The 26,001-nt window shown below is 43.6% G+C and carries 31 protein-coding genes; 19 read left to right on the top strand and 12 right to left on the bottom strand.

Annotated features, from left to right (window positions below; all coding sequences use genetic code 11):
* Window positions 1-6 precede the first annotated feature (6 nt).
* The 5 genes from ATB76_RS09095 (at window position 7) to ATB76_RS09075 (ending at window position 4,001) form a co-directional block, all read left to right on the top strand.
* Window positions 7-864 (top strand): ABC transporter ATP-binding protein, encoded by an 858-nt coding sequence (locus ATB76_RS09095; protein ID WP_050566714.1) that lies wholly within the window; start codon window positions 7-9, stop codon window positions 862-864.
* A 36-nt stretch (window positions 865-900) separates the two neighbouring features.
* Window positions 901-1,740 (top strand): ATP-binding cassette domain-containing protein, encoded by an 840-nt coding sequence (locus ATB76_RS09090; RefSeq protein ID WP_080774273.1) that lies wholly within the window; start codon window positions 901-903, stop codon window positions 1,738-1,740.
* A 141-nt stretch (window positions 1,741-1,881) separates the two neighbouring features.
* Window positions 1,882-2,307: a phosphate-starvation-inducible PsiE family protein gene (locus ATB76_RS09085; protein ID WP_038870113.1), complete on the top strand. Its 426-nt coding sequence runs from the start codon at window positions 1,882-1,884 to the stop codon at window positions 2,305-2,307.
* A gap of 166 nt (window positions 2,308-2,473) precedes the next feature.
* Complete coding sequence (locus ATB76_RS09080) at window positions 2,474-2,848, top strand: hypothetical protein (protein WP_042599841.1); 375 nt, start codon at window positions 2,474-2,476, stop codon at window positions 2,846-2,848.
* A 199-nt stretch (window positions 2,849-3,047) separates the two neighbouring features.
* Complete coding sequence (locus ATB76_RS09075) at window positions 3,048-4,001, top strand: DMT family transporter (protein ID WP_042599840.1); 954 nt, start codon at window positions 3,048-3,050, stop codon at window positions 3,999-4,001.
* Between the two features lie 54 nt (window positions 4,002-4,055).
* On the opposite strand, the gene ATB76_RS09070 is transcribed toward ATB76_RS09075, so the two are convergent.
* The 3 genes from ATB76_RS09070 to ATB76_RS09060 form a co-directional block, all read right to left on the bottom strand.
* Window positions 4,056-4,532 carry a hypothetical protein gene (locus ATB76_RS09070; protein WP_042599839.1) on the bottom strand — a complete coding sequence of 159 codons (477 nt, stop codon included), beginning with the start codon at window positions 4,530-4,532 and terminating at the stop codon, window positions 4,056-4,058.
* A gap of 186 nt (window positions 4,533-4,718) precedes the next feature.
* On the bottom strand, window positions 4,719-6,137 hold the full coding sequence (locus tag ATB76_RS09065) for a winged helix-turn-helix domain-containing protein (protein WP_042599838.1): 1,419 nt from the start codon (window positions 6,135-6,137) through the stop codon (window positions 4,719-4,721).
* 126 nt (window positions 6,138-6,263) lie between these two features.
* Window positions 6,264-7,130 carry a YicC/YloC family endoribonuclease gene (locus ATB76_RS09060; protein WP_038864819.1) on the bottom strand — a complete coding sequence of 289 codons (867 nt, stop codon included), beginning with the start codon at window positions 7,128-7,130 and terminating at the stop codon, window positions 6,264-6,266.
* 175 nt (window positions 7,131-7,305) lie between these two features.
* Between ATB76_RS09060 and rph the strand changes: the two genes are divergently transcribed.
* Both rph and pyrE read left to right on the top strand, forming a co-directional pair.
* Window positions 7,306-8,022: a ribonuclease PH gene (gene rph, locus ATB76_RS09055; RefSeq protein WP_005430192.1), complete on the top strand. Its 717-nt coding sequence runs from the start codon at window positions 7,306-7,308 to the stop codon at window positions 8,020-8,022.
* A gap of 241 nt (window positions 8,023-8,263) precedes the next feature.
* Window positions 8,264-8,905: an orotate phosphoribosyltransferase gene (pyrE, locus tag ATB76_RS09050; RefSeq protein ID WP_005379384.1), complete on the top strand. Its 642-nt coding sequence runs from the start codon at window positions 8,264-8,266 to the stop codon at window positions 8,903-8,905.
* 70 nt (window positions 8,906-8,975) lie between these two features.
* Here the strand turns inward: pyrE and ATB76_RS09045 are convergent, their stop codons facing one another.
* From ATB76_RS09045 to coaBC, 3 genes are all read right to left on the bottom strand, one after another.
* The gene (locus tag ATB76_RS09045; protein ID WP_042599837.1) at window positions 8,976-9,926 is read right to left on the bottom strand and encodes a Kdo(2)-lipid IV(A) acyltransferase; all 951 of its coding nucleotides are present in this window, start codon (window positions 9,924-9,926) and stop codon (window positions 8,976-8,978) included.
* Between the two features lie 5 nt (window positions 9,927-9,931).
* Window positions 9,932-10,522 (bottom strand): nucleoid occlusion factor SlmA, encoded by a 591-nt coding sequence (gene slmA, locus ATB76_RS09040; RefSeq protein WP_005434407.1) that lies wholly within the window; start codon window positions 10,520-10,522, stop codon window positions 9,932-9,934.
* A gap of 160 nt (window positions 10,523-10,682) precedes the next feature.
* Entirely contained in the window at window positions 10,683-11,882 is a 1,200-nt protein-coding gene (coaBC, locus tag ATB76_RS09035) for a bifunctional phosphopantothenoylcysteine decarboxylase/phosphopantothenate--cysteine ligase CoaBC (protein ID WP_038876947.1), read from the bottom strand.
* A 342-nt stretch (window positions 11,883-12,224) separates the two neighbouring features.
* Here coaBC and radC point away from each other — a divergent pair, with 342 nt between their 5' ends.
* The 5 genes from radC to mutM all read left to right on the top strand — a co-directional run bounded on the left by radC (window position 12,225) and on the right by mutM (window position 15,188).
* Window positions 12,225-12,899 carry a DNA repair protein RadC gene (radC, locus tag ATB76_RS09030; protein WP_042599871.1) on the top strand — a complete coding sequence of 225 codons (675 nt, stop codon included), beginning with the start codon at window positions 12,225-12,227 and terminating at the stop codon, window positions 12,897-12,899.
* Between the two features lie 303 nt (window positions 12,900-13,202).
* The gene (rpmB, locus tag ATB76_RS09025) at window positions 13,203-13,439 is read left to right on the top strand and encodes a 50S ribosomal protein L28 (RefSeq protein WP_005467944.1); all 237 of its coding nucleotides are present in this window, start codon (window positions 13,203-13,205) and stop codon (window positions 13,437-13,439) included.
* 13 nt (window positions 13,440-13,452) lie between these two features.
* Window positions 13,453-13,623, top strand: a complete 171-nt coding sequence (rpmG, locus tag ATB76_RS09020) for a 50S ribosomal protein L33 (protein ID WP_004410866.1) — start codon at window positions 13,453-13,455, stop codon at window positions 13,621-13,623.
* Window positions 13,624-13,800: 177 nt separating this feature from the next.
* Window positions 13,801-14,277: a hypothetical protein gene (locus tag ATB76_RS09015; protein ID WP_038864824.1), complete on the top strand. Its 477-nt coding sequence runs from the start codon at window positions 13,801-13,803 to the stop codon at window positions 14,275-14,277.
* A 101-nt stretch (window positions 14,278-14,378) separates the two neighbouring features.
* Window positions 14,379-15,188, top strand: coding sequence for a bifunctional DNA-formamidopyrimidine glycosylase/DNA-(apurinic or apyrimidinic site) lyase (gene mutM, locus ATB76_RS09010; RefSeq protein ID WP_039974584.1), 810 nt, complete (start codon window positions 14,379-14,381; stop codon window positions 15,186-15,188).
* Window positions 15,189-15,211: 23 nt separating this feature from the next.
* Here mutM and ATB76_RS09005 read toward each other — a convergent pair whose 3' ends face one another.
* Genes ATB76_RS09005 through ATB76_RS08985 form a run of 5 tightly spaced genes read right to left on the bottom strand, consistent with a single transcriptional unit; the run spans window position 15,212 to window position 19,517 of the window.
* Complete coding sequence (locus ATB76_RS09005; protein ID WP_042599836.1) at window positions 15,212-16,135, bottom strand: glycosyl transferase family 90; 924 nt, start codon at window positions 16,133-16,135, stop codon at window positions 15,212-15,214.
* Window positions 16,132-16,611: a pantetheine-phosphate adenylyltransferase gene (gene coaD / locus ATB76_RS09000; protein ID WP_039974587.1), complete on the bottom strand. Its 480-nt coding sequence runs from the start codon at window positions 16,609-16,611 to the stop codon at window positions 16,132-16,134. The genes ATB76_RS09005 and coaD overlap by 4 nt, the downstream gene beginning before the upstream one ends.
* The gene (locus tag ATB76_RS08995; protein ID WP_042599835.1) at window positions 16,608-17,639 is read right to left on the bottom strand and encodes a glycosyltransferase family 4 protein; all 1,032 of its coding nucleotides are present in this window, start codon (window positions 17,637-17,639) and stop codon (window positions 16,608-16,610) included. Before ATB76_RS08995 ends, coaD begins: the two co-directional genes overlap by 4 nt.
* A 1-nt stretch (window position 17,640) precedes the next feature.
* A complete protein-coding gene (locus ATB76_RS08990) occupies window positions 17,641-18,423 on the bottom strand; it encodes a glycosyltransferase family 2 protein (RefSeq protein WP_042599834.1) in 783 nt (260 codons plus the stop codon).
* A gap of 38 nt (window positions 18,424-18,461) precedes the next feature.
* On the bottom strand, window positions 18,462-19,517 hold the full coding sequence (locus ATB76_RS08985; protein WP_042599833.1) for a glycosyltransferase family 9 protein: 1,056 nt from the start codon (window positions 19,515-19,517) through the stop codon (window positions 18,462-18,464).
* Window positions 19,518-19,620: 103 nt separating this feature from the next.
* On the opposite strand from ATB76_RS08985, the gene ATB76_RS08980 reads away from it, so the two are divergent.
* The 7 genes from ATB76_RS08980 to pseI all read left to right on the top strand — a co-directional run bounded on the left by ATB76_RS08980 (window position 19,621) and on the right by pseI (window position 24,915).
* Window positions 19,621-20,025, top strand: a complete 405-nt coding sequence (locus ATB76_RS08980; RefSeq protein ID WP_020195869.1) for a diacylglycerol kinase — start codon at window positions 19,621-19,623, stop codon at window positions 20,023-20,025.
* Between the two features lie 27 nt (window positions 20,026-20,052).
* On the top strand, window positions 20,053-20,745 hold the full coding sequence (locus tag ATB76_RS08975) for a 3-deoxy-D-manno-octulosonic acid kinase (RefSeq protein WP_042599832.1): 693 nt from the start codon (window positions 20,053-20,055) through the stop codon (window positions 20,743-20,745).
* Window positions 20,746-20,898: 153 nt separating this feature from the next.
* The gene (gene pseB, locus ATB76_RS08970; protein WP_042599831.1) at window positions 20,899-21,912 is read left to right on the top strand and encodes a UDP-N-acetylglucosamine 4,6-dehydratase (inverting); all 1,014 of its coding nucleotides are present in this window, start codon (window positions 20,899-20,901) and stop codon (window positions 21,910-21,912) included.
* Window positions 21,909-23,084, top strand: coding sequence for a UDP-4-amino-4,6-dideoxy-N-acetyl-beta-L-altrosamine transaminase (gene pseC / locus ATB76_RS08965; protein ID WP_179946833.1), 1,176 nt, complete (start codon window positions 21,909-21,911; stop codon window positions 23,082-23,084). The genes pseB and pseC overlap by 4 nt, the downstream gene beginning before the upstream one ends.
* Complete coding sequence (locus ATB76_RS28640; protein WP_179946832.1) at window positions 23,084-23,197, top strand: hypothetical protein; 114 nt, start codon at window positions 23,084-23,086, stop codon at window positions 23,195-23,197. The genes pseC and ATB76_RS28640 overlap by 1 nt, the downstream gene beginning before the upstream one ends.
* Before the next feature lie 51 nt (window positions 23,198-23,248).
* Entirely contained in the window at window positions 23,249-23,488 is a 240-nt protein-coding gene (locus ATB76_RS28635) for a hypothetical protein (protein ID WP_052486847.1), read from the top strand.
* A gap of 410 nt (window positions 23,489-23,898) precedes the next feature.
* Window positions 23,899-24,915 carry a pseudaminic acid synthase gene (gene pseI, locus ATB76_RS08955; RefSeq protein ID WP_258070466.1) on the top strand — a complete coding sequence of 339 codons (1,017 nt, stop codon included), beginning with the start codon at window positions 23,899-23,901 and terminating at the stop codon, window positions 24,913-24,915.
* A 30-nt stretch (window positions 24,916-24,945) separates the two neighbouring features.
* On the opposite strand, the gene ATB76_RS08950 is transcribed toward pseI, so the two are convergent.
* Window positions 24,946-25,944, bottom strand: coding sequence for a hypothetical protein (locus ATB76_RS08950; RefSeq protein WP_042599829.1), 999 nt, complete (start codon window positions 25,942-25,944; stop codon window positions 24,946-24,948).
* Between the last annotated feature and the right edge of the window lie 57 nt (window positions 25,945-26,001).

The raw sequence follows: 26,001 nt of genomic DNA, 5'->3' as shown, positions 1-26,001 counted from the left end.
TGTGTTATGGAAAACGATGTAATCCTAAGTGTTAAAGATCTTGAGGTTGAATTCATTACGGATGATGGACCTGTCAAAGTACTGCATGGCGTAAACTTTGATGTTCGTGCTGGGCGTACCCTTGGTCTAGTTGGTGAGTCGGGCAGTGGTAAGAGTGTCACGTCGATGTCGATAATGGGTCTGTTGCCAAAACCATACGGTAATATCGTCAATGGTGAGGTCAATTACCGCGGTACAGACCTTGCCACATTACCAGCAGAAGAAATGTACGCCATGCGCGGTGACCGCATTTCTATTATTTTCCAAGACCCGATGACGGCTTTGAATCCCGTACATAGTATCGGGCGCCAACTGTGCGAAGTCTTGGAGTTGCACCGTCCTGAATTGGATAAGAGGCAAAGAGAGTCTTACGCGCTAGAAATGCTGGCCAAAGTAAAAATCCCAATGCCAGAAAAGCGTCTGAATGAATACCCACACAACCTATCGGGTGGCATGCGTCAGCGTGTGATGATCGCGATGGCATTAGCGTGTAAACCAGACATTCTTATCTGTGATGAACCAACCACAGCACTGGATGTAACCGTGCAGGCGTCTATTCTTGAACTAATGAATGAGCTTCAAGAAGAAACGGGCATGGCGATGATTTTTATCACTCATGATCTTGGTGTGGTTGCGGAAGTGTGTGATGACGTAGCCGTGATGTACGGTGGTCGTATTGTGGAAAAAGCCGAGATTTTCGAGCTGTTTGATAACCCACAGCACCCTTATACAGAACGTTTAATGGGTTTGATGCCGAGTTTAGATAACGAACCTAAACAGATGATCGATATTAAACCGATAGATACCAGTATGTTTGCTAGCTAACTGGTGCAAAGTGAACAAGTCATAAAAGAGGATGTTATGGCAAAAGAAGTATTAAGAATTGAAGATCTTAAGCAGCACTTTGTATCAGGTAAAGGACTGTTTAAGAAAGGCTACACCATTAAAGCCGTTGATGGCGTGTCGTTATCAGTAGGTGAGGGTGAAACTCTTGGCCTAGTAGGTGAATCTGGCTGTGGTAAAAGTACCCTAGGTCGTACTATTTTGAAATTGTACGAGCCAACAGAAGGTAAGATTTTCTTTGAAGGCAAAGACATCACCAAATTGTCTGTGAAACAAATGCGCTCATTGCGTAAAGACATGCAAATTGTCTTTCAGGACCCGATGGAATCGCTTAACCAACGTCATACGATTGGAATGATTCTCGAAGAGCCGTACGTGATTCACAACATTGGTACGTCTTCAGAGCGTAAGCAGTGGGTGAAAGAGCTGTTGGTCAAAGTCGGTTTGCCAGAAACGGCAGTGAACCGTTATCCGCATGAATTCTCTGGTGGTCAACGTCAGCGTATTGGTATTGCCCGTGCTATCGCTCTTAAACCGAAGTTGTTGATTTGTGATGAGTCAGTCTCTGCGTTAGACGTATCGGTTCAGGCTCAGATCTTGAATTTGTTACTGCAACTTCAGCAAGAGATGAATCTGGCCATCATCTTCATCTCTCATGATTTGTCTGTAGTGAAACATGTGTCCGATAAAGTGGCGGTGATGTACTTTGGCAAAGTGGTGGAAGCGGGCAACGCGAAAGAAATTTACGCGAACCCTCAAAATGACTACACCAAAAAACTTCTATCCGCGATTCCTATCACGCACCCTAAATACCGCAAGAAAAAGCGCGTGGCAGAAAAAAAGCAGCAAGTGGCGTAAAGTCACCTTCTAGGTAAAATGAAACGCTCCTATTAATTGGAGCGTTTTTTCTTTTTGCCGGTGAGGTTTGTCAGTTCAGCTTATTCAACTCTGCGTGCTACACTGCAAACTTACTCCTTTGATTTGTTTGGATAGTTGGCCATGCCGTCGCATTTACCTAAATCATTCAGTCGTCCTTTTCTGAAAATCTTTCATCTGCTTGAAGCTGTGCTTTTGGTTGCCATTACTCTGGCGACTGTTTGGGCTATGGTCGAAGAGTTTGTCCATATTTACGTGCAAAAGCGTGTTGCACTCGATGATATCTTATTGATGTTCATCTATCTGGAAGTGCTTGCTATGGTTGGGCAGTTTGTGATGAACGGTAAGATACCAGTCCGTTACCCAATTTACATTGCCATGATGGCCATTGCTCGCTATATCACTCTCGGAATGAAAGAGCTCGACTCAGTGATGATAGTGTGGCTGTCGTTGGCCGCGTTTATTCTAGCTGCCGCTACTTTGGTTATTCGAGTCGGTCATCATTATTGGCCGTATATTGATAATCAAACCGCCGAAAAAGATGAATAATGTTAAGCCTCGCCAAGTGCGAGGCTTTGCTTTTGTGTGAAGGGGAATCACATCTACACGACTTTGGGGTAAAAAAGTGTAAAGTCATCTCAAGCACTATTGTTTCTTGTCTGTTTGACAGTTATCTTCACGCTATCCCGTATTCTCCTTTTTATGAGACATTGTGATGCTGATGAAAAGCACATCCACAATTTGCTTCCTGCTCTCTGCTTTGATGGCTTTTATGCTGTCGAGTGGCGTAGCTCGTGCAGAGGTCTCACCCGGTTACTCAGATAACACTCCCAATGCAGAAGTGATGCACTTTAGCTATTGTGATATCGAGTTTAATTCCGTCAACAAGGAAGAACCGGGTTGTTGTGAACCGGGCGGAACATGCTTCGAAAAACAATGTTGTTCCCATGGTCATGCTTCGGGCACGGCAGTTGTCGAAACCCAGCAACGTTCATATGAGGCACCATATCGTCATGAGCTTGCGACTAGCCAAACTTCTATCTATACCAGTGCAGATATGCACTCTCACTATCGTCCTCCGATAGCTTAATTCCTATCTCGCAGCATATCGCTGCCAACAATGTCACTGCACGCATTACCGTGCGAATTTGTTACGCGTGTAAATAGCTTTTTATTTACACCGCCCTGTGATGGGAACTAAAAAATGAAAACCACTTTAATTGCTCGTAACGAGCGCCTTGCTGCGTATCTGCCAAACCTTGTTAACGCTCAACAAGCGGGAGGTCGTCATGACGTATAAGCATCTACCAATTATCTTGTTCGTGTCTGTGTGTTTGATTTGGGGCACCACGTGGTTTGCGATGGAAGTAGCGGTGCAAACTATTCCACCTATCTTTGCTACTGGACTGCGTTTTCTGATTGCCGCACCGCTATTAATCATGTTGGCGAAACACCTCAAACAACCTCTGTTTTTCCCTAAAGGTAAAGTGTTCTGGATGTTCGTCGTTGCGATTTTCTATTTCGCGATTCCGTTTACCTTGATGATTTTTGGGGAACAATACATTTCATCGGGCCTTGCTTCGATCATCTTCGCCAATATGCCGATAGCGGTGATGGTGACATCGAGTCTGTTTCTTGGGCTTAGGTTACGTAAATCCCAGATTGCCGGCCTTTTGGTCGCGGTTCTGAGCTTAATTCTGATTCTGGCGAAAGAAATGAGTCTAGGTGGGGAGGATTACCTGCTGGGCTTTCTCGCTCTAGGTGGAGCGGTCGCGATTCATGCAGTGATGTATGTGTTTGTTGAAAAGTTCTGTAAAGGCATTCCAGTACTGACTTACAACGCCTTTCCAAGCTTTGTTGCTTCTGTGCTGTTGTTTATCACCTCACTGATCGTCGAGCGACCAGATATTTCTCAGTTCTCGGTGGACTCGATTAGCGCTGTGATTTATCTCGGTATGTTTGCTAGCGTAGGCGGCATTGTGGCGTACTTTAAGCTTGGACAAGTGTCGACGCCGTTTACTGCCTCGATCTGCTTTCTGTTTTTCCCTTTGATTGCACTGAGTCTTTCAACATGGATTGCAGGTAACAGTTTGTCGTTGGTTTCTGTCGCTCTGTTGTTGCCATTACTTGGCGGTATTTTTGTGACTAAAGCTGAGCCTACTTTCTGGCAGCGTTTTCGCCTGAAATCTACAGAGCAAAAGCCTGTGCTATGTGAACATTGTATGAAGAACATCAATGCTTAAAACAGACTAAACGTCATGAAGAAGCCCCATTGGATTGGGGCTTTTGATGTGACTTTATTTACCTTGCTCGTTACGCAGATACATGATGGCAACCATGCTAAAGCCAATAAATTGCCATAGGTATTGCCCATCACTCGCACCCGTAATGGTTTGGGTGAAAACCATACAACCTGTCACGAATAGAGATGCAAAAGCCGCATAAAGTAGCCACGGACGTTCTTTGCCAGCCATAAACTCGCCTGCCAGCACCGAGCGAATCACCAATAAAAACGGTAAGCATTGCAAAGCGATGAGGATCGGGAACATCAAGTCAAACGTTGGGCTCAGCAGTGCATGACCGACTTGGCTTTTATCCCAAGTTCCAACGATATAGCCTTTCCAGCCTGCCCAAGTATCGCCTGCATAGGCAGTATCAGGTGTGATGACGCCAAGTAGCACGCCCATCACTTTATCGATAAAGCCATTTTTGAACCAAAAGACGAAAAGAAAGATCTGGATTGGAACGATCTGAAAGGCAAACTTCTTCAACATGTGTGTATCCCAAGAAATGAATGATTTGGTTTACAAGTATGTGGAAGATGCGTTTTTTACGCTTGATGCAAGGCAAGCGAGTTGAACTCCAAACAAAAATCAAACATCCAGAATACCCATCAACGTTGGAGATGCCGACTTAACAATCGGTGAGAGCAGCGGTTTTCCGTTCCGGCTTATTTGAAGCTATTTGGCTGTTTGGAATAGGTTTGCTTTTTGTGAAGATTCAATAAGATCAAACAGTTGCCCGTTACGTTCTTTTTTCATCTCAGTATAGCGTTGGTAATTGTATTGCGAGCCTTTCGGGTTATCTGCGAGTTTGTCAGCCACACTGAGTAAGTAAAAACTGATTGGACTTGGCGTGCTTTCTGCTGCGTAAAACAAGTATGGGAAGGCTTGATTAGGGTGCTGGTTGATAAGTAAAGCAAGCCCCAAAGTGAGGTTGGCAATATCACAACGTGGGTTCAGTTCGAACGCTTGCTTGGCTGAGTGAAGCGCTTGCTCTCTGTCTTCTTGTTTGTGCTCGCGTAAGTAAGCTAAAGATTCAGAGTAAGACAACAAAGCGCTGACCAAATAGCTGTCTCGCCCTTGCTGTTGAATCGTATTTAGCTGCTGAGCAATATCCGAAAAAGCGGGACCACCTTTACCTTGATAGAAAAGAGAAATCCCTTCAGAGATCACTTTCCAATCGTCATAGTTACTGATGGACGTCACGCGATGGCTAGCCACTTCGTAATCGGAACTCATTGGGGCAATGATGGCTTTGATTTCTAAAATCACATCGCCAATAGCATCGAAGAAGTTATCTTGGTTAAATGTCTTCTCTACCTTTTGGCTCTGGTTGGGTTGATGGTTGTTTTGCACCAAGACGCTAAGCACATAATTGCCTTCTACTTTCTTGATCCAACTTTTGAGCTCAACACCGTGGTTGGCAAGAGACTGCTTACTTTGTTGGGATAACTGAGAATAGTGATAACCGGATAGGTTTTTGGCTGAATTTAGACCATAGAAGAGATAGTTATATACGCTTTCTGCCATTTCAAAGTTGCTGCTGGAATCGAGCGTAATATCATGAATATAAACGGGCACTACGTCACTTTGTTGTGCTGTTATCACCTTTGTGTCATCAGTGGTGTCACCATTTTGTACTGCCCAAGCCACAATAAGTCCAACCGTCAGGATTGCCGCTACAGCTAAAACTAAGCGCTTGTTTTTAGGCTTAGCGGTACGAGTAAGAGGAACCGCTTCTTCAGTGATTGGAGGGCGCGTTATGCTTGGCTCAGTTACTTTGATATCAAATAAGTAACCTTGCTTAGGAATGGTCTGAATGATGCGATACGGACGCGTTTTGTCCTGAAGCTGACTGCGCAGTAGACTAATGACTTGTCTCACCAAGTTGTCGGAAACTTGCGTCCTTTGCCAGACATCATCGGCGATTTGCTGGGTACTCAGTACGTTCCCACGGTTCTCGATAAAGCAGCTGAGCAATCTTGCTTGCAATGGCTCTAAATGAATCTCCTCACCATCAATCATCAACTGATTTTTATCAGGATAGAAAGAAATAGGGGAGTCATGTTGCAGGACGAAGCAATGCGGACGAGTCATGGCGATTCAATGGTTTAGAAGTAACCACACAAGACTATTGGTTTTATATATAGTAAGCAAGTGAAGCATCAGCAAATAAAAAGCCCCGCAGTGCGAGGCTCTTTAGATATCTCATCGAGGTCTTTATTACTCGATGTTCTGAATTTGTTCGCGCATTTGCTCAATCAGAACTTTCAGTTCAACACCTGATGCAGTGATGTCTGTGCTGATTGATTTTGACGCTAGCGTGTTCGATTCACGGTTGAACTCTTGCATCATGAAATCTAAACGACGACCGACTGCGCCACCTTTCTTCAGGATGTTTGTTGTTTCTTTTACGTGAGAATCAAGACGGTCTAGCTCTTCTGCTACGTCTGATTTCTGCGCCAGAAGGATAAGCTCTTGCTCAACGCGAGATGGGTCTAGCTCTACTTTCGCATCTTCAAACTTCGAGAACAGACGCTCACGTTGCCACTCTAGGATTTCTGGCATGCGTGCGCGCACTTTCACGACTTCTGATGTGATCGCTTCTAGGCGTTGTTCGATAAGCGCTTTCATGTTGTCGCCTTCACGGCCACGCGCTTCGATGAACTCACCAATTGCTTCATCAAATGCAGCAAGCAGTTCTTTGTTCACCTCATCCATATTTTGCTCAGGTGTTTCCATCACACCAGGCCATTGCATGACTTGGAATGGGTTGATGCGGCTTAGTTCGCCAGTCATGTGCATCACTTGCTCAGCAGCTTTGATCACTTGGTTTGCCAGTGCTTCGTTAATGCTAAGCTCTGCTTTTGCTGCTGGGTTTGCTTCAAAACGCAGATTACATTCTACTTTGCCGCGAGCTAGGCGCTTACGAAAACGCTCACGCAGTACTGGCTCAAGAGCACGGAACTGTTCTGGCATGCGGAAGTAAGTTTCTAGGTAGCGTTGGTTTACACTGCGGATCTCCCACACTGCGCTGCCCCAATCGCCTTTTACTTCTTTGCGCGCATACGCTGTCATACTGTAAATCATCGAATTTTCCTGTCTTTTAAATTTGCTGAAAATTACCACGCAATAGTAGCACAGCAAGATGGCAGAGGCTTTGCTATTCTGTGACGAGATTGTCCAGATAGCTTTATTTAATCGATTCCGTTATAATCTGCGCCCAACCAAATCGTCTTCTCCTCATTACTTAAGGTAGATGCCCATGCGTCCAAACGATCGCAAGGCGGACCAAGTTCGCCCAATCAAAATTACTCGTAACTACACAGCTTACGCTGAAGGCTCAGTGTTAGTTGAATTTGGTAACACCAAAGTGTTGTGTAATGCGACCGTTGAAGAATCTGTGCCTCGTTGGCTAAAAGGTCAAGGTAAAGGCTGGGTAACGGCTGAATACGGCATGCTACCTCGTGCGACTCACTCGCGCACTCGTCGTGAAGCGGCGAACGGTAAGCAAGGTGGTCGTACGATGGAAATCCAACGCTTGATCGCACGTAGCCTACGCGCTGTCGTTGATCTACAAGCGATGGGTGAGTTCATGATCACGGTTGACTGTGATGTTATCCAAGCAGATGGCGGTACTCGCACTGCATCTATCAGCGGCGCAAGCGTTGCAATGGCCGATGCGTTCCAACACCTAGTGGATAGCGGCAAGCTAAAAGCAAACCCAATGAAAGGTCACGTAGCGGCAGTTTCTGTTGGTTTACTAGGTGATGATGTTCTGTGTGACCTTGAGTACGTTGAAGATTCAGCGGCAGACACAGACATGAATGTAGTGATGACAGAAGAAGGCAAGATGATTGAAATTCAGGGCACCGCAGAAGGTGAACCGTTCAGTCATGAGCAGCTGATGGCTCTGCTAGAGTCGGCGAAAGTCGGCATTACGGAAATTGTCGCAGCGCAGAAGGCGGCGTTAGCCAATTGATTTTAATAGCTCCCATTATGGGGGCTATTTTTTTATCTCCGTCGTATATGAATCTACAGCGTTGTTCGCTGCGCTTTTCTACTGGAGCGCCAGTCCGACCTATTTACATAGGAAGACTATGCTCATAGGGATAGAAAAACTTGCTGCCTAGCTGTAAATCCATCTACTTAGGAGATAACGCATTAGTGTTTATTAACTGCTTGGGAATATGGATACCAAGCCTGTATTTAGAGAGAAAATAATGAAAGCATACCAGCGTGAATTTATTGAGTTTGCACTTGAGAAAGAAGTTCTTAAGTTTGGTGAGTTTACTTTGAAATCTGGCCGTAAAAGCCCGTACTTCTTTAACGCTGGTCTTTTCAATACTGGTCGTGACCTAGCGCGTCTTGGTCGTTTTTACGCAGCAGCGTTGGCGGATTCAGGCATTGAGTTTGATGTACTGTTTGGCCCTGCGTACAAAGGTATCCCAATCGCGACGACAACTGCAGTAGCGCTAGCGGATCACCACGACATCGACACGCCTTACTGCTTCAACCGTAAAGAAGCAAAAGACCACGGCGAAGGTGGCAACCTTGTAGGTTCAGCGCTTGAAGGTCGTATCATGCTAGTAGATGACGTAATCACAGCAGGTACCGCGATTCGCGAATCAATGGAAATCATCCAAGCAAACGGTGCGGACCTAGCAGGTGTATTAGTTGCGATTGACCGTCAAGAAAAAGGCAAAGGTGAGCTGTCTGCGATTCAAGAAGTAGAGCGTGACTTTGGTTGTGCAATCATCTCAATCGTTAGTTTGACTGACCTTGTGACTTTCCTTGAAGAGAAAGGTACAGACAAAGAGCACCTAGAAGCAGTAAAAGCGTACCGCGCGGAATACGGCATTTAATTGTTCTTTCATCATTAAAGAAAAAGGGGCTGGTGGATATCCATCAGCCCCTTTCTTTTATCTTTATCACTTACTTATAGCGAATACCTTTTGGCGCAGTTTCATCAGCCATGGTCTTGTAGCGTTTGTGCAGCCACATCCACTGCTCTGGTGCGCGCAGAATAACTTCTTCTACAAAGGTGTTCATATAAGCCGCTGCCGCTACTTCGTCTTTTTTCGGATAGTCGGCTTCAATGCACTTATCAGCGATGATTTCATACTTACCATCTCCATTGCGGAAGCCAGAGCCCGGAATTATCGAGCACTTGGACGTGTAAGCCAGAATGCTGGTGCCAGTTGTAGTACAAGCATCTTCAATTGCGAAGAAAGGGACGAATACCGATTTGTTACGACCGTAATCGTGATCCGGTAAGTAAAACAAACGCTCACCGCTGCGTAGAACACGAATCATCTGTTTAACGTCTTTGCGGTCAATGAGTTTGTTGCCGTTGTGTGTGCGTCCCCAGTACTGAATGAAGTTGTACGCTGGGTTGTTGTGCGGGCGGAAAGCGCCATAGCCTGCAACACCTAACACACCGAAAGCACGAGCGGTGATTTCAAGATTTAAAGCATGTACACAACACAGTAATACACCTTTACCTTCTGTGGCTTTCTCACGAAGTGCGACTAGGTCTTCCTCAATGATCAGAGTTTTGAAACGCCATGTCGGCCAAAACCAAGTGATACCGGTTTCGATCAGTGCCATACCGGTATTCTTGAAGTTCTCTTCAATAATGCGTTGGATCTCTTCAGGCGCTTTATCTGGAAAAGCCAGTTCAAGGTTACGTGTCGCGACATGGACACGACCTTTGCCGTAGCGCATACCGAGGTGGCCAAGTGTACGGCCTAACGACAGCAACATACGGTATGGAAGGATATTGACCACGATAGCCAAAAAGCCAAAGCCGAGCCAAACACCCCAGTTACGAGGGTGGAGAAGTGAAAGAGAAAACTCCGGCTTAGTGAATTTGTCTTTACTCATAATCTCTACTTAATTTGTGCGCTAAGAAGTGCCCAATACTCGTCAAAGTTCGCGGTTGGTTGGTATTTGAAATCACTACGAACAAAGCGGTTCAAGCTGCCTTCAACTTGTCCTAGGATTTGAGCCGCCAAAATGCGCTCTTCCACTGGGAACGATTTGCCTTCACGGATTTTACGTTCACGTAGGATCTGACGAAGTTGCGTTTCGATACGTTCAAACAGTTGGTTGATGCGATCGCGTAGGCGCTCATTTTCAAACATTAGAGCATGACCAGAAAGAATGCGTGTCAAACCTGGGTTACGTTCTGAGAATGCCAAGATAAGATGCATTACCATACGAATGCGCTCTAGCGTGTCTTTCTCATCATCCAAAATGCGGTTGATACGAGTCATGAGTGCTTCTTCGATGAACTCAATCAAGCCTTCAAACATGCGAGCTTTACTTGGGAAGTGGCGGTAAAGTGCCGCTTCTGAAACACCGACCTGTTTCGCCAATTTTGCCGTAGTAATGCGTGAAGCCCCTTCTGTAGATTCAAGCATCTGCGCGAGAGCTTGCAAGATTTCTTCACGACGATTGGATTTTTTACTGCCGGCCATTTAGTTACTTCCTTTCAAAATACAAAGTTGAGCGGAGGGGATTATAAGACGCTCTTTGGCATCAAACTAGACCAGTGAGGAGGTAATGGGAGCTTTAACACCCTCACTTGTCATGTTTGTACCAAATTTGTGCCAGTTTTCTATGAAAAGCGAATGGTAATTACATCAATTCGTGCATTTTTTCCAAAATTCTGAAACTTAGCGCTTCTTTGGATTCTAATGCCAACGCCTGTTCGCCTTCTGGCCAGAATAAAGTGATGGCGTTGTCGTTACTGTTAAAACCTTGGCCTTCAACAGAAACATCGTTCGCACAAATCATATCGAGGTTTTTCTTTACCAGTTTACCGCGAGCGTAGGTTTCTACGTCGTTGGTCTCTGCTGCAAAACCAACTGTGAATGGACGTTGCTCTGTCATGTTGGCGACGGTCGCTACGATATCAGGATTTTTGACCATGTTGATGGTCATCTGATCGTTGTTTTCGGTCTTTTTCAACTTTTGAGACGCCACATTTTCTGGACGGTAATCTGCTACGGCGGCGCAGCTAATGAAAGCATCGTGGTTAGGCGCGTGAGCCATTACAGCATCATGCATCTCTTGTGCACTCGCAACATTGATACGCTCAACACCTGCTGGCGTATTCAAGCTGACGGGTCCACTGACTAGCGTGACCTTCGCACCCAATTGCGCTGCGGCATTTGCTAGTGCAAAGCCCATTTTTCCTGAGCTGTGGTTAGAAATGTAACGCACTGGGTCAATCGCTTCACGAGTTGGACCTGCGGTGATCAGTACCGATTTTCCTGCCAACAGTTTCGGTTGGAAGAACTGCTCACATAAGCCGACAAGTTGCATTGGCTCTAGCATTCGACCAGGACCAACATCGCCACATGCTTGCTCACCGGCCGCAGGACCCCAAATGTGCATACCGCGGCGTGCCAGTGTCGCGATGTTTTCTTGAGTTGCGACATTGCGGTACATCTGTTGATTCATTGCTGGAGATACCGCTACTGGTGAATCTGTCGCAAGTACTAACGTTGTGAGCAAATCATTACCCATGCCTGCCGACATACGTGCAATCAAATCTGCAGTTGCAGGAGCAAGAAGAACCAAATCTGCCCATTTTGCCAGTTCAATGTGACCCATCGACGCTTCTGCTGCTGGGTCTAACAAGCTATCCGACACCGGGCGCCCAGAAACTGCCTGCATGGTTAAGGGAGTAATGAACTCCTTCGCCGCTTTGGTCATCACTACTTGAACTTGCGCGCCTCTTTCTATTAGGCGACGGGTTAGCTCCGCACATTTATACGCGGCAATACCGCCACTGATGCCGAGTAGAATTTTCTTTCCTGCTAGTGTTTGCATGTGAGATCTCCAATTTTTCTGGCGACGAGTTTAGCACAACTGAATCTATCATCGCCCAAGCAAATCTGATGAGAAGCTAATCCATATCAAACTACAGAATATTAATTATTGGGATTTCTAGAGCCTCAATAATGGTTTTTTGTGTTCAAATTTTAGAGAAGAGGTCTATGCCTTTTTAAGAAATCCACAGGAGAGAAAAGACGATCTGGTTGAACGCGGTACATTCTGATGGATTGCTAAATTACATAAAAAAGCTGCGGCTAACGGAAAAAACAAAAGTCAGTTTCGAATTTCTGCTTTTGTTTTGTGCAATAGGAGTTCACTAGAGAAAGAGAGCTAATGATGACCCTTAAATCCTTACCTACTGATTCTATGCCACGAGAGAAGCTGCTACACAGAGGGCCGCAAGCTTTGAGCGATGCTGAACTATTGGCGATTTTTCTTCGCACTGGCACACAAGGTATGAATGTCATCGAATTGGCTGATTTTCTTATTCAAGATTTCGGTTCACTTCGCCAGCTTTTTTCTGCAACTGAAAAAGAGTTCTGCCAACACAAAGGGTTGGGACAAGCGAAATACGTGCAGTTACAAGCTGTCTTGGAAATGACGCAACGTTATTTAGCCGAAGCCTTAAAGCGTGGTGATGCATTAACCAGCCCCGAACAAACTAAAATGTACCTTTCTTCTATATTAAGAGATCGACAAAGAGAGGCTTTCTACATTCTTTTCTTAGATAACCAGCATAGAGTAATAAAAGATGAGATTTTGTTTGAAGGCACACTAGATGCCGCGTCGGTTTATCCGAGAGAAGTGGTCAAGCGAGCCCTGCATCATAACGCAGCTGCTTTGATTCTGGCACACAATCACCCGTCTGGTGTTGCAGAGCCGAGCCAAGCAGACAGACGAATTACGCGACGATTAATCGATGCTTTAGCGCTGGTGGATATACGGATTTTGGACCATTTCGTTATCGGTGATGGCGAAAGCGTTTCTTTTGCAGAAAGAGGGTGGATATAACTGTGCATTTTTTAGGTTGTTAGTTGCTAAAAATCTGCTATCATCCTCGCCACTAAATTTTTAACTGAATTCAGCTTGGACTGCTAGAAAAAACCTGCTGTCTAAAAAAAGATCACGAAAACCTGTAAAAAGGATCTGTTCGGGTCTTGAGCAATGCATATCAAGTTAGTATAATGCGCGACCTTTGATAGCCTTGTATGGATTTTCCATAGCGGTTCTTAACCTCTAACTTCTTTCCGAGAAATAGAGAGGTTCGGCCACCAAGGTTGATATCGAGCTGAAACGATTTTGGAGAAGACATTCATGTCACGAGTATGCCAAGTAACTGGTAAGCGTCCAGTAACGGGTAACAACCGTTCACACGCACGAAATGCTACTAAGCGTCGTTTTCTGCCGAACCTACAAACTCATCGTTTCTGGGTAGAGAGCGAAAAACGTTTTGTTAAACTACGCCTTACTGCAAAAGGTATGCGCATCATCGACAAGAAGGGTATCGATACTGTTCTTGCTGATATCCGTGCACGTGGCGAAAACGTTTAAGAGGAAATAGGCAATGGCAAAGAAAGGCGTTCGTGAGAAAATCCGTCTAGTATCTTCAGCAGGTACTGGTCACTTCTACACAACAGATAAGAACAAGCGTAACATGCCAGGCAAATTTGAGATCAAGAAATTTGATCCAGTTGTACGCCAGCACGTTATGTACAAAGAAGCTAAAATCAAATAATTGGTTTTGTCTCTTTGACGATTTAAAAAGCCCAACTTTCGAGTTGGGCTTTTTATTACCTAAAATTCAGTAATCCTTCACTTCATCCCTTCTTTCACGTGTTTCTATACAGATGTTCTAGTCAAAATTCATACGCTTTGGTAGTTTGTTGATAACTACAGGAGATTAGGAACTGCTATGCGCGTTAGTCCGGCCCGTCGCCGTCGTTGGAACAATATTCTTATCCTAGGCATCATCGTTTTTATGGTGATCTTGAATGCGCCAACCTTGATCAAAACCTACCTTGTCGAAGAACCTGTGGATCCTTACCCCAATTTATTGCGCTCTGATCATGAAGTGAGTGCTATTTACTTCTCAGGTTGGGAATTAGAGAAACAAAATGGGCAATGGCAATCGAACATTAAAGCTAATATTCCCGTACAAGAGATTGTGACTCGTTGGCAATCTTTGGAAGGGACTGAGCTGACCTCAGAACAATACGATAATTTAAAGTCTCAGTTGTCTTCTCCAGAAAGTATTGAGATCTGGTACCAAGACTTAGAAGAACCGCAACGAGTGACCTTTTATCGGCTTGGCGACTTTTGGTTGTTTAAAAACTGGCAAGATAAATGGATTGCGATTTCTGTTGATGGCAACTACATCATGCCCAAGTAAGCCCTACGAATAACCCTTTTCAAAGGCTGTGTTTGTCTTTGTTCTTTTCGATTATGCTAGCCACCCAATATCAATGCTCTTAGCGTTTTAAGGAGAATTAAATGCCTGAATTACCAGAAGTTGAAGTAAGCCGAATGGGCATCAGTCCACACATGGTTGGCGAGACGATTAAGGCATTTGTATTCAGAACCCCGAAACTGCGTTGGGATATCCCTCAAGAGTTGAAGAAGCTAGAAGGGCAGGTGATTCGTAATATCAGTCGCCGCGCTAAGTATCTGTTGATTGAAACGGACGAAGGCACTGCGATTGTTCATTTAGGAATGTCGGGTTCACTGCGTGTGCTTGATGCTGATTTTCCTCCAGCAAAGCACGATCATGTGGATCTCAAACTTACTAATGGAAAAATACTGCGCTACAACGATCCACGCCGTTTTGGCGCATGGCTGTGGAGCGCACCAAATGAATCACATGCTGTATTAGGTCATATGGGACCAGAACCTTTGACTGAAGAGTTCAATGCTGATTACGTAGCGGAGAAAGCCAAAAGTAAGCGCGTTGCGGTTAAACAGTTCATTATGGACAATAAAGTCGTCGTCGGAGTCGGAAACATCTACGCCAACGAATCATTGTTTAAATCACGCATTCATCCCACTCGTCCAGCAGGTAAACTAACCAAGAAAGAATGGCAATTGCTGGTGGAGAACATCAAAGCCACGCTAGAGATCGCCATTCAGCAAGGCGGTACGACATTGAAAGACTTCGCCCAAGCAGATGGCAAGCCAGGTTACTTCGCACAAGAGTTATTAGTTTACGGGAAAGCCGGAGAGCCATGCCCAGAATGCGGCGAAGCTCTCCAAGAACAAAAGATAGGCCAACGCAATACCTTCTTCTGTGGGGAATGTCAGAAGTAAAACTTAAGAGCGGAAGGGCAAGATTACATTTGTCCTGATTTCTCGAAGTATTTTTTCACGACCAATAAGGAAATTAAACGCTCGCGTTTTTGATCTAGGAACTGTTCGACCCATGTATGAGCATTTTTGATGATGCTTTCCGCTTCTTCTGGATGCGCAATGTAGTACTCCATTTTCTCAATTAAATCAGAGTAGTCATCCGCAACTTCAACATAATGAATGCCCGCTTTGAGGCGTCCTTCCATAAACCAAGTCTCATACTTAGGTTTAGACATGATGACAAGAGAGTTCGAAGACATTGCCCATTTTAGGTTAGTTGCAACATCGTTTCCTTCGATAGCTAAAATGAACTTACATTCGAGTTGTTGTTCAACAGATAAGAATCCTTTCTCCCAAGGAGAGCCTTCAATTGGGTGGGTTCTACCAATATCGCACATTGGGTGATCGTGAAACTGTTCTAGCACAACCTTTCTGTGTTGTTTCTGACCAGCCCCTCGCCATACAGCAACATTTTTCTTCTGCCTAAAAGAGAGTTTGTCATTTATAAAATAAAAGTGGCGAATCTCATTTAGTTTGAGCAGGACCGCATTGTCATTGTTTTCTATTATCGGACGACTTTTTAGGAAACATGGCTGTTCAGGTATATGACGAATATCTCCGTTCAGAAACTGAAAGAAGCACTGCGACGGAAACGACTTTACCACCTTGTGAAGATCAAAGTAGTACGTTGTTCCTCCTGTCTTCTTGTACTCTCCCACATGAGTCGACTCGCTTTCGGGCAGTTCAAATTGCGCGTTAAGCTTGTTGTAGTAATCAACTCTATCTTGGATATAAGAATCTACAGATGAAGCCTGAACAAGGTTATTGGCCAGTGCTTTACGAATCGTATTTGGTATTAAGACTTGTAGGCTATTAGAGAAGTAGTATTTGAACTTTCTAAAACTCATTTGGCTACCTTTGTTTTGATAGCTGTATGAACACATTTTGGCACAAACTGCTCGACATCACCGCCATGGATTGCTACTTCACGGACGATGGTAGAAGAGAGAAAAGCATACTCTTCTGCTGGCGTCAGGAACACGCTTTCAACACCTGGTAACAGTTTGCGGTACATGCTCGTTAGGCCAAATTCGTATTCAAAGTCGACAGTTGTTCTAAGGCCGCGCACCAGTACATTTGCTTCTTGCTCACGAGCAAAATCAACCAGTAAGCCACTAAAACCAGCGGTTGATACATTGCTTAAGTGCGCTGTTGATTCTTCAACAAGTTTTACTCGTTCTTCTAGGCTAAACAGTGTTTTTTTCGAAGGACTTGCTGCGACACCGATAATAATTTGATCAAACATGTTTGCGGCACGCGTAATGATATCTAGGTGACCGTTAGTGATTGGGTCAAACGTGCCTGGGTAAATGACTTTTTTCATCGTAAAACTTTCTCGTAAACATCTACGTATTGGTTAGCAGTGTAGTTGATATCAAATAACTTCAGTTTTTCTTGCCCATTGGCGATGAATTCTTGTTGAAGCTTTTCATTTTGAGCGATCTTCATTATTGCATTCGCCAACTCTTGTGCATTACCTGGTTCAACAAGTAAGCCGTTTGAATTGTGGTCGATAATGTCAGGGATACCACCTGCATTAGTACCTATAACAGGTAAACCAGAGCCCATACCTTCCAAAATGACAGAGCCCAGCCCCTCTGTGTAAGAAGGATGAACTTGCAAATCTGCCGCGGCAAACCAATCGCCCATATTGCTTTGTTTACCCTCGAAACTGATGTTAGTTAGGCCTTTTGCTTGTGACTCAAGTGCCTGCTTCTCTGAGCCATCACCTAGCAAACAAAAATGGACAAAGGGTGCGGACTTTTCTAATAGCCTTGCCGCATCGACAGTGACATTGAAGCCTTTATGTTTCAGCATGTTTGCTCCATGTATCACTATAAATTTACCTGAGAAGCGGTCTTTAATCGCTTGTACCGTTTCAGCGTTAGCAGGGTATGTCACCGGTGAACTTGGGATCTTGCAGGTTACTGAAGTTGGGTAAGCGTCTTTCACTCTCTGAACTATTTCAGTACTTAGACCTACCACAGCGGAGGCTTTCGAATAGGCTAAGTTTGCCAACCATTTCTTTTTCAATGCGTTGTCGATTCGGCGAGTGACAATATATGGTTTGCCGTAGAGCATATGTTGGATCAGAGCCCAATAAATGGCACGTCCTTCATGCACATGGATCAGAGCACAATCCTTAGTGATAGATTTTGAGTGTGCTTTGGTAAAGTGGTTCGCTAATACCACTTTAACGCCTAACGCTTTTACCGCATCGGCGAAAGGGCTCTTAGGGTTTGCAACAACTGTCAGTTGATAGCCGAGCTTTACTTGCTGCTTAATGAGTTGCAGCGTCTGATTCTCGCCACCATGGTATCCAGAAGCTAAGTTAACGTGGCAAATGTTCATGTTATTGCTCTTTATTATGTTTTTTGACGTAATCGCGCAGCCACAGGTCTGCGTAGCGAGTAAAGGTTGTGTTTGCACTTAGTACGGCGAGTAAAAAACCATGTCGACCATCTAAAAAGCCACGTTTAATAATATACATTTTGAAGAAACGGAAGAAACCATGGGTAAATGCACTAAAAAGTGAGGCTGACTTTTTACCTTCACGCTGGTCTGCCCAAGATTGCATGTACAGTTGGGTTTTTCGTGTGTACTCGCCAAGCTTTTCATAAGTAAAATGCTTCAAACGGCCATTTAATGAAACTACTTTAAAGCCATCGGGAACAACAACGCTTTCATGAACGAGCGCGTCGTTATATTTCGTTTCTGATGTTTTGTATAAACGTACAACCCAATCAGGTGACCAGCCTGAGTAACGAATCTCTTTTGCAAAGGCTGTCGTCAGTCGGTTCACTCGGTAAATGTTTTTATCGCAGTGTTGGCTGATTGCGTTGAGTATGTCTTCGCGTAATTCATCGGTAACACGCTCATCGGCATCCAACCAAAGCACGAAATCCGATTCCACATAGTCTTGAGCAAGCTGGCGTTGCTTGCCAAACCCAGGCCATTCTAAATTGGTATAAAACTTATCAGTATACTGCCTAGCGATCTCTTCAGTGGTGTCAGTACTACCTGAATCTAGAAGAACAATCTCATCGACCCAATCTTTTACTGTGTCTAGACAAGCTTTCAGGTGCTTCTCTTCATTTTTTACGATCAACGCGACGGCTAAGGTAGGTTTAGACAAGGTAGTTTCCTTCTTAAACAATCTTCTACAGGTATATTTTATTGATATTGTGGATACAAATCTTCTACGACTTGCTCGAACATTGCTACGACACGGTCGCTTGTGATGCGGCTCATTGCTGCTTCATCCTTTGCTCGGGTTCGCCAACTTAATTCTTGGCTAGTCTTTCCTGTTTCTGCAAGAATCACTTCTTCATATACAGATACGGCATACTTTAAAAAGCGATAAGGACCTACTCGAATAGGATTGTGATGGGCATATAAACCAATAATCGGTGTGTTCATTGCACTCGCCATGTGGGCTGGGCCAGTATCTGGTGCTATCACCATCTGCACCTTATTAGTTAAAGCTAGCATTTGTAGGATGGAGCTTTCTCCTACTAAGTTTAAACAAGGTTCACGCAACAAAGCTTGAATCTCATTTGCTAGGTCAACTTCGACCTTTGCAGGACTGCCCGCTAGTATGACATTCCAGCCTTTCTCTCGCGCATGATTAATGACATCCACATAACCCTTCGCGTTCCAGTTCTTGTAGGCTTTACTTGCTCCGGGAACCAATAACAAGTTTGGTTGCACCGTATCTAGTTTTGCCTTAGCCCAAGTACTATCCTCTTCTGAGTAAGATAAAGACCAAGATAGTTCCGACTGAGGCACACCAATTTGATGGGCAAACGCCATTAAACCATCCGCAACATGCAGAGAGCTTGGTGAAGGAACTTTGACATTGGTGAACAAAGTTTGAAAATCTTGGCTACGGTCAGAAGAGAACCCAAGTTTGTATTTCGCTTTAATACCTAACGTCGCCACGCTCGCTCGAATAGCATATTGCATATGAAGCAAAGCATCGAACTCGCGCCCTTTGAGCTGCTTCCACAGTGACTTGTAGCCATCAAGTCCTGCTTTTTTATCAAAAACAATCACCTCAACGTTATTTATCGCTTGTAGCAATTGAGCTTCAAGTTTGCCTGTAATCCAAGTGATATGGGTATCAGGCCATTGTTTTTGAATCGCTTGAACCGTCGCGATAGTATTGCAAACGTCACCAATTGCAGATAAACGCAATATACAAAGTGAAGAAGGGGCAGAAGTGAACATAGTTATTGTCTGATCAGATAAATAGATGCAGGTAAATTATGCAGACATCCCCAATAAATGTAAAATACACCGCTTCTATACTGAGCACTGACGAGTCTTCGCAATGTCAAATAGCCAACAACATCAATCTCCAAATTCGGGTAAACCTGGAAACACTGGTTTAAAGCGCATCATCAAAGCGACGGGATATTCTGCGAAAGGCTTAAGGGCGGCGTTTAAACACGAAGCGGCGATTAGACAAGAGCTTGTGATGCTAGCCATTGCCATCGTTTTGGTTTGTGTTTTTGACTTGAGTGTCATAGAACGCATTTTGATGCTTGGTGTCGTCGTTCTTGTTCTGATTGTTGAGTTGATCAATTCCGCGATAGAGGCGGTAGTGGATCGCGTAGGCGTCGAACATCATGAGTTGAGTGGGCGAGCAAAAGATATCGGCTCAGCGGCAGTTATGGTGGCATTAGCGTTCGCTGGATTCACATGGCTGTATATCTTGCTTAGTCTTTATCTCTAAATCACTTTAGCTGTGAGTATCAAAGATATGATTCAAACTTCACAACAAGGTAATTGCACGATTTGGTTTGATGATGAAATCATTTCAGACCCAACATTGCCATTGTTTGATGCCGGCTATTGGCAAGAACAAGGTAAAATCTTGGGCAGCGCTTCTGGTCGGGGAACAACCTGGTTTGTTCAACTCGATTCTATGCAAGCCGCCCTTCGACATTATCACCGAGGTGGTCTATTCGGCAAACTTGTGAAAGACCAATACTGGTTTTCTGGTTGGGAACAAACTCGTAGTGCTCAGGAGTTAAATCTTTTGCAGATTTTGATAGATGCCGGAGTTAATGTTCCTCGTCCGATTGCCGCGCGAGCAGTTAAAACAGGTTTGACTTACCAAGCGGATCTTCTCAGCGAGAGAATTCCAAATGCCAGAGACTTGGTCAGTATTTTGCAAGAAAAACCATTATCGGAAGTGATGTACCAGAAGGTTGGGCAAGAAATTGCCAAGATGCATAAAGTTAATGTGAACCACACCGACTTGAACATTCATAACATCTTAATTGACGACCAAGACAAGGTCTGGATTATCGACTTTGATAAGTGCTGTCAGCAATCAGATGGTGATTGGAAGCAAAGCAACCTAGACAGATTGAAGCGCTCGTTTTTGAAAGAGAAAAAGAAGCATCAAATTCATTGGCATGAGTCAGACTTTGAATTGCTAGCAAAATAGCGAAGAACGTTACGCTAGCTGAATTTCCACTAGTTTAAATTACTTAACGCAACCGCTTTTGCAAAATGCTAAAGTTAGACTAGTAACGTTGATATAATAAATTTACTTATTGAATGGGCAAAATCGCCTGTAGGTATACAGTAAGAGCATACTATGTTGAATTCTAAATCAATTTTAATTACTGGTGGCACTGGTTCGTTCGGTAAACAGTTCATTAAAACCATTCTTGAACGCTACCCAGAAGTGAAGAAAATTATTATTTTTTCTCGCGATGAACTAAAACAGTTTGAGCTTAAGCAGAAGTACCCAGCAAAAGATTTCCCACAACTTCGTTTCTTTATCGGTGATGTTCGCGATCAAAACCGCATGATTCAAGCCTGTGAAGGCGTTGATGTGATTATTCATGCTGCAGCGATTAAGCAGGTAGATACTGCAGAATACAACCCGACAGAATGTATCCGAACTAATGTTGATGGTGCAGAGAATGTTATCCATGCAGCGCTGCAGTGCGGCGTTAAAGATGTTGTAGCGTTATCAACAGATAAAGCATGTGCACCAATTAACCTATATGGAGCAACCAAACTTGCTTCGGATAAGTTGTTTGCTGCGGCGAACAACATCAAAGGTTCGAAAGATATCCGTTTCAGCGTAGTGCGTTACGGCAACGTAATGGGCTCGCGTGGTTCCGTGATCCCATTCTTTTTGAGTAAACGTGAAGAAGGTGTGTTGCCGATCACTCATGAAGAGATGACACGCTTTAATATCTCATTGCAAGATGGCGTCAACATGGTGATGTACGCGCTTGAAAATCATTTAGGCGGTGAGATTTTTGTACCAAAAATCCCTTCTTACAAGATTTTGGATATCGCAGAAGCGATTGCTCCAGAATGTGAGACTAAAGTTGTAGGTATTCGCCCAGGTGAAAAGCTTCATGAAGAGATGATTACCGATACTGATTCGCTAAATACGATCGACCTTGGCAAATACTACGCAATTTTACCTTCTGTTTCGTTTACTTACACAGAGCAAGAATATCTTGAACACCACAAAGCGGAAAAAGTATCGTTTGGTTTCAAATACAATTCAGGTACGAATACAGAGTGGGAAAGTATTGAAGGCCTACGTGAGCTAATCAAAGAGCACGTTGATCCAAACTTTACAGTGTGAGAATAGTAGTGATTCCTTACGGTAAGCAAGATATTAACCAGCAAGACATTGATAGTGTTATTGATGTTTTGAACTCGGATTTTCTGACGCAGGGGCCTCAAGTTCCTGCATTTGAGCAAGCACTTATCGATCATACAGGTGCAAGCTACGCATTGGCTGTGAATAGTGCTACATCAGCATTACACATTGCTTGCCTTGCTTTGGGGCTAGGTGAAGGGGATTGGCTTTGGACGTCTCCTATTACTTTCGTAGCGTCAGCAAACTGCGGTTTGTACTGTGGTGCGCAGGTCGACTTCGTAGATATTGACCCTGATACTTACAATATGTGTCCAAAACGCCTTGAGGAAAAGTTAATCCAAGCGAAAGCTGAAGGTAAGCTTCCGAAAGTTGTTGTGCCGGTTCATTTGTGTGGTCAACCGTGCGATATGGTGGCGATCGCCAAACTGGCGAAAGAGTACAACTTCAAAGTCATTGAAGATGCTTCACATGCAATTGGCGGCAAATATCAAGGCTTGCCTATAGGGAATTGCGAACATTCGGATATCACTGTCTTTAGCTTCCATCCAGTTAAAATTGTAACGACGGCGGAAGGTGGTGCAGTAATGACCAACCAAAAGGCTTTGTCTGACAAGATGACTTTGCTTCGAAGTCACGGTATTACTCGTGACCCTGAGCAAATGGAAGGTGAAAGCCATGGTGGCTGGTATTATCAACAGATTGATTTAGGTTTTAACTACCGTATGACCGAGCTTCAGGCGGCACTGGGTGTATCTCAGATGCATCGTTTAGACGCTTTTATTACCGCTCGTCATCACCTTGCAGACCGTTACAATCAGCTATTGAAGTCTTTACCTGTGGTACTGCCATATCAATTGGAGAATACCTACTCGGGCCTTCACCTTTATGTAATTCGCTTGCAGTTGGACAAGATCTCTTTAACACACAAAGAGGTGTTTGACGCACTGAGAGACAAAGGTATTGGAGTCAACCTGCACTACATTCCAGTCCATACTCAGCCTTACTATGAAAAAATGGGTTTCAGTGAAGGTGATTTCCCTGAATCTGAGCGCTATTACCGCGAAGCTATTTCTCTTCCTATGTTCCACGCGATGAGTGAAGAGCAGCAGGATACTGTCGTTCAAGTTCTCACTGAAATATTGCAGGAACGCTAATGAAAGTCGCGACTATTCCAGCTCGTGGTGGTAGTAAGCGTATTCCACGTAAAAACATTAGAGACTTCAATGGAAAACATGTAATCGTATATTCTCTTGAAGCGGCACTTTAGCCAAGGTGTTTCGATAAAGTCGAAGTTTCTACTGATGTAGAGAGAGCGCTGATGTTTCGTGCGGAAGTTCCATTTTTCCGTCCAGAAGCGTTCTCAAATGACTATGTTATAGCGCCATTCATTGCTATTGAAGATATCCAGTTAGTCCATCAAATGCTTCTGAAAGATACTGCTGCTGACTATTATTTTTCCGTATGTGAATTTTCTTTCCTAATTCAGAGAGGGCTTAAGCTAGTATCTGGCAATTGTCCAGAGATGTTTTCAAGTACGACAATTGCCTTGCTATATTAAGAAATCGTGTAGTCGATTTGGATACCCGAGAAGGTTGGGAATTTGCTTTGCTTCTTTCTAAAGCTTTACAAGGAAGTTGAACAATGCTGGCTAGTATTCGGGTTGACGCTTCTCTGAAAATGGGGACGGACATACATTCAGAACGTTAACGCTGGCTAGTCGGTTACAGCAAAAAGGACATGAAATAGTCTTCATTAGTCGTCGGCTGAAAGGAAACCTGATTGCTTTAGTCAAAGAAAAGCACTCCGAAATAGAGTTGTATGAACCTTATGTTGATTTTGTTCCCAGAATACACTGTAAACACACAGCTTGCTTAGAAGTCTCGTACGATCAAGAGATCGCTTAAACACGAGACGCTCTAACTTTATATCTAAAAAGTAAAGGTAATTATGAAGATAGCAAACTGACAAATTGGTCAAGGGAACAAGCCATATATTATCGCAGAGATGTCTGGCAATCATAATGGTGACATTAATCGTGCAATTGCGCTGATCAAAGCAGCAAAAGAAGCAGGTGCGGATGCAGTTAAGTTACAAACATACACTGCTGATACGATTACAATTAACCACGATAGTGAAGAATTTATGATTCGTGGAGGGCTTTGGGATGGTTCAAAGCTCTATGATTTGTATGAACAAGCGCATACACCTTGGGATTGGCACAAAACACTGTTTGATGCAGCTTCTGAGCTAGGAATTACCATTTTTAGTTCTCCCTTTGATCACTCAGCGGTCGACTTTTTGGAAAGTTTGAACGCACCTGCGTACAAAATTGCTTCATTTGAGTTGATTGATCTTCCTTTGATTCGAAAGGTAGCTTCAACAGGAAAACCGATGATAATGTCAACGGGAAATGCCAACTTAGGTGAGATTGAAGAGGCAGTAGCTGCAGCGAAAGCCGCAGGAGTCAAAGACATTATCTTGCTCCATTGTACCAGTGGTTATCCAACCCCAGCGTCACAAGCGAATATATCTACAATGGCAGTAATGCGTGATGCATTTGGCGTGGAAGTTGAGTTATCTGACCATACGATGGACATTGGCGTATCTGTTGCAGCTGTGGCATTAGGAGCATGTGTTATTGAAAAGCACTTTACTCTTGCTCGCGCTGATGGAGGGCCTGACTCTGCATTTTCCCTTGAAAAAGAAGAGCTCACATCTTTAGTCGTAAACTGCAACATGGCTTATGAAGCACTTGGCAAGCCAAATTTTGTTAGTACAGAAGTGGAGCTTCAGACCAAATTTCATCGTCGTTCTTTATACGTTGTTAAAGACATCAAAGAAGGTGAAGTGTTTACAGAAGAGCATGTTCGCTCGATTCGACCTGGGAATGGTATTTTACCAAAATACCTAGATGAAGTTATAGGCTCTGTGGCGACACAAGATTTAAAGTTTGGTACACCATTGCAGTTTTCACACTTTGCATAATTGAAAGGGAGTTAATATAACTCCCTTTTTTTACTGATTGATAGTTGCAATACCATGTTTAGCATAGGCGTCTTCAATTCTTTTACACCTCTTTTGAATGCTTTCAGGAAGCATGTCAGTTAAAGTTTTTATTGTATAAATGGGCATGTCTTTATAAATAAGGGATGCAGTATATTGAGCAGTAGATAACGCTCCAATAAGCTTAGACAACTTAATTTTCTTTTCGACAAGTTCTATTTCTAAAGGGTATTCACTCTGATGGTATGTTAGGTTAGGGATGCTTTTTATCGCTTCCTTTATCTCTTTTGTTTCGGTTCTATGAGGGAAGTAGGTGACACCTTGAGGATGATTTAGGGCAAATGTTCTTACTTCTTCTACGTAAACTTCTTGAGTCTTTCTACGTTTGTGCCCAATAGCTCCCTCACCAATAAAGCCTACAGGTGCCGTCGGGTCGAATAGCTCTGTAGAACCTACCTTTTTCTTGAGTTCAACAAGTGTGTTTTTGACGATGACATGCTCAGGGTTTTCTATATCAAAAATAGTGAACAGTTCTAAATTCACACTTTGCGGAAGTTCACCAATTGGCGTTATGCCTTGAAATTTAAGAGTAAAATCATTAATAAAGCGCTTTCTTGAATAAATTGCTTTAGAGCGTATTTCTTCTTCATATTCATTGATGGTTAATGTCCCATCATCAAAATATACTTCTTTATCTATATTTAAGTTGCGTAACAATAACTTAGTGCGCCACCCATTATATTCAGCATGGAAAAAGTTATTGATTTGTTTTCTATTTGTTATTTTCCAGATTTCTTTTATAACTTTTGGTAGATTTCGAGTTCTATTCTTTCTTGGGATTTTTATTACATGTTCCCAGTCGTTTTCATTAACCAATTTTTTTTGTTGACTTAGGCCAGGCTCAGAGGCTTGCTCTACAAGCAATAGAATATTATCTTCAGTTTTATAGTGTACTCTTGCTTCGACTGCACATATGTACTGAAAAGGTGATGTTACCAAGAAAAGGTTCAAAATAATGCTCCTGATACCTAATTAATCCTGTAAAATTATACGAGATTGCTGTTTAAA

Origin of the sequence: Vibrio sp. MOR3, assembly GCF_001557775.1 — a bacterium.
GTDB lineage: Bacteria > Pseudomonadota > Gammaproteobacteria > Enterobacterales > Vibrionaceae > Vibrio > Vibrio jasicida.
This window is presented reverse-complemented; position numbering and strand designations above follow the sequence as displayed.

Bases quoted from the DNA above. Each gene is read 5' to 3' on its own strand.
- ATB76_RS09095 (WP_050566714.1), top strand. From the start codon at position 7: ATGGAAAACGATGTAATCCTAAGTGTTAAAGATCTTGAGGTTGAATTC.
- ATB76_RS09090 (WP_080774273.1), top strand. From the start codon at position 901: ATGGCAAAAGAAGTATTAAGAATTGAAGATCTTAAGCAGCACTTTGTA.
- ATB76_RS09085 (WP_038870113.1), top strand. From the start codon at position 1,882: ATGCCGTCGCATTTACCTAAATCATTCAGTCGTCCTTTTCTGAAAATC.
- ATB76_RS09080 (WP_042599841.1), top strand. From the start codon at position 2,474: ATGCTGATGAAAAGCACATCCACAATTTGCTTCCTGCTCTCTGCTTTG.
- ATB76_RS09075 (WP_042599840.1), top strand. From the start codon at position 3,048: ATGACGTATAAGCATCTACCAATTATCTTGTTCGTGTCTGTGTGTTTG.
- ATB76_RS09070 (WP_042599839.1), bottom strand. From the start codon at position 4,532: ATGTTGAAGAAGTTTGCCTTTCAGATCGTTCCAATCCAGATCTTTCTT.
- ATB76_RS09065 (WP_042599838.1), bottom strand. From the start codon at position 6,137: ATGACTCGTCCGCATTGCTTCGTCCTGCAACATGACTCCCCTATTTCT.
- ATB76_RS09060 (WP_038864819.1), bottom strand. From the start codon at position 7,130: ATGATTTACAGTATGACAGCGTATGCGCGCAAAGAAGTAAAAGGCGAT.
- rph (WP_005430192.1), top strand. From the start codon at position 7,306: ATGCGTCCAAACGATCGCAAGGCGGACCAAGTTCGCCCAATCAAAATT.
- pyrE (WP_005379384.1), top strand. From the start codon at position 8,264: ATGAAAGCATACCAGCGTGAATTTATTGAGTTTGCACTTGAGAAAGAA.
- ATB76_RS09045 (WP_042599837.1), bottom strand. From the start codon at position 9,926: ATGAGTAAAGACAAATTCACTAAGCCGGAGTTTTCTCTTTCACTTCTC.
- slmA (WP_005434407.1), bottom strand. From the start codon at position 10,522: ATGGCCGGCAGTAAAAAATCCAATCGTCGTGAAGAAATCTTGCAAGCT.
- coaBC (WP_038876947.1), bottom strand. From the start codon at position 11,882: ATGCAAACACTAGCAGGAAAGAAAATTCTACTCGGCATCAGTGGCGGT.
- radC (WP_042599871.1), top strand. From the start codon at position 12,225: ATGACCCTTAAATCCTTACCTACTGATTCTATGCCACGAGAGAAGCTG.
- rpmB (WP_005467944.1), top strand. From the start codon at position 13,203: ATGTCACGAGTATGCCAAGTAACTGGTAAGCGTCCAGTAACGGGTAAC.
- rpmG (WP_004410866.1), top strand. From the start codon at position 13,453: ATGGCAAAGAAAGGCGTTCGTGAGAAAATCCGTCTAGTATCTTCAGCA.
- ATB76_RS09015 (WP_038864824.1), top strand. From the start codon at position 13,801: ATGCGCGTTAGTCCGGCCCGTCGCCGTCGTTGGAACAATATTCTTATC.
- mutM (WP_039974584.1), top strand. From the start codon at position 14,379: ATGCCTGAATTACCAGAAGTTGAAGTAAGCCGAATGGGCATCAGTCCA.
- ATB76_RS09005 (WP_042599836.1), bottom strand. From the start codon at position 16,135: ATGAGTTTTAGAAAGTTCAAATACTACTTCTCTAATAGCCTACAAGTC.
- coaD (WP_039974587.1), bottom strand. From the start codon at position 16,611: ATGAAAAAAGTCATTTACCCAGGCACGTTTGACCCAATCACTAACGGT.
- ATB76_RS08995 (WP_042599835.1), bottom strand. From the start codon at position 17,639: ATGAACATTTGCCACGTTAACTTAGCTTCTGGATACCATGGTGGCGAG.
- ATB76_RS08985 (WP_042599833.1), bottom strand. From the start codon at position 19,517: ATGTTCACTTCTGCCCCTTCTTCACTTTGTATATTGCGTTTATCTGCA.
- ATB76_RS08980 (WP_020195869.1), top strand. From the start codon at position 19,621: ATGTCAAATAGCCAACAACATCAATCTCCAAATTCGGGTAAACCTGGA.
- ATB76_RS08975 (WP_042599832.1), top strand. From the start codon at position 20,053: ATGATTCAAACTTCACAACAAGGTAATTGCACGATTTGGTTTGATGAT.
- pseB (WP_042599831.1), top strand. From the start codon at position 20,899: ATGTTGAATTCTAAATCAATTTTAATTACTGGTGGCACTGGTTCGTTC.
- ATB76_RS28640 (WP_179946832.1), top strand. From the start codon at position 23,084: ATGAAAGTCGCGACTATTCCAGCTCGTGGTGGTAGTAAGCGTATTCCA.
- ATB76_RS28635 (WP_052486847.1), top strand. From the start codon at position 23,249: ATGTTTCGTGCGGAAGTTCCATTTTTCCGTCCAGAAGCGTTCTCAAAT.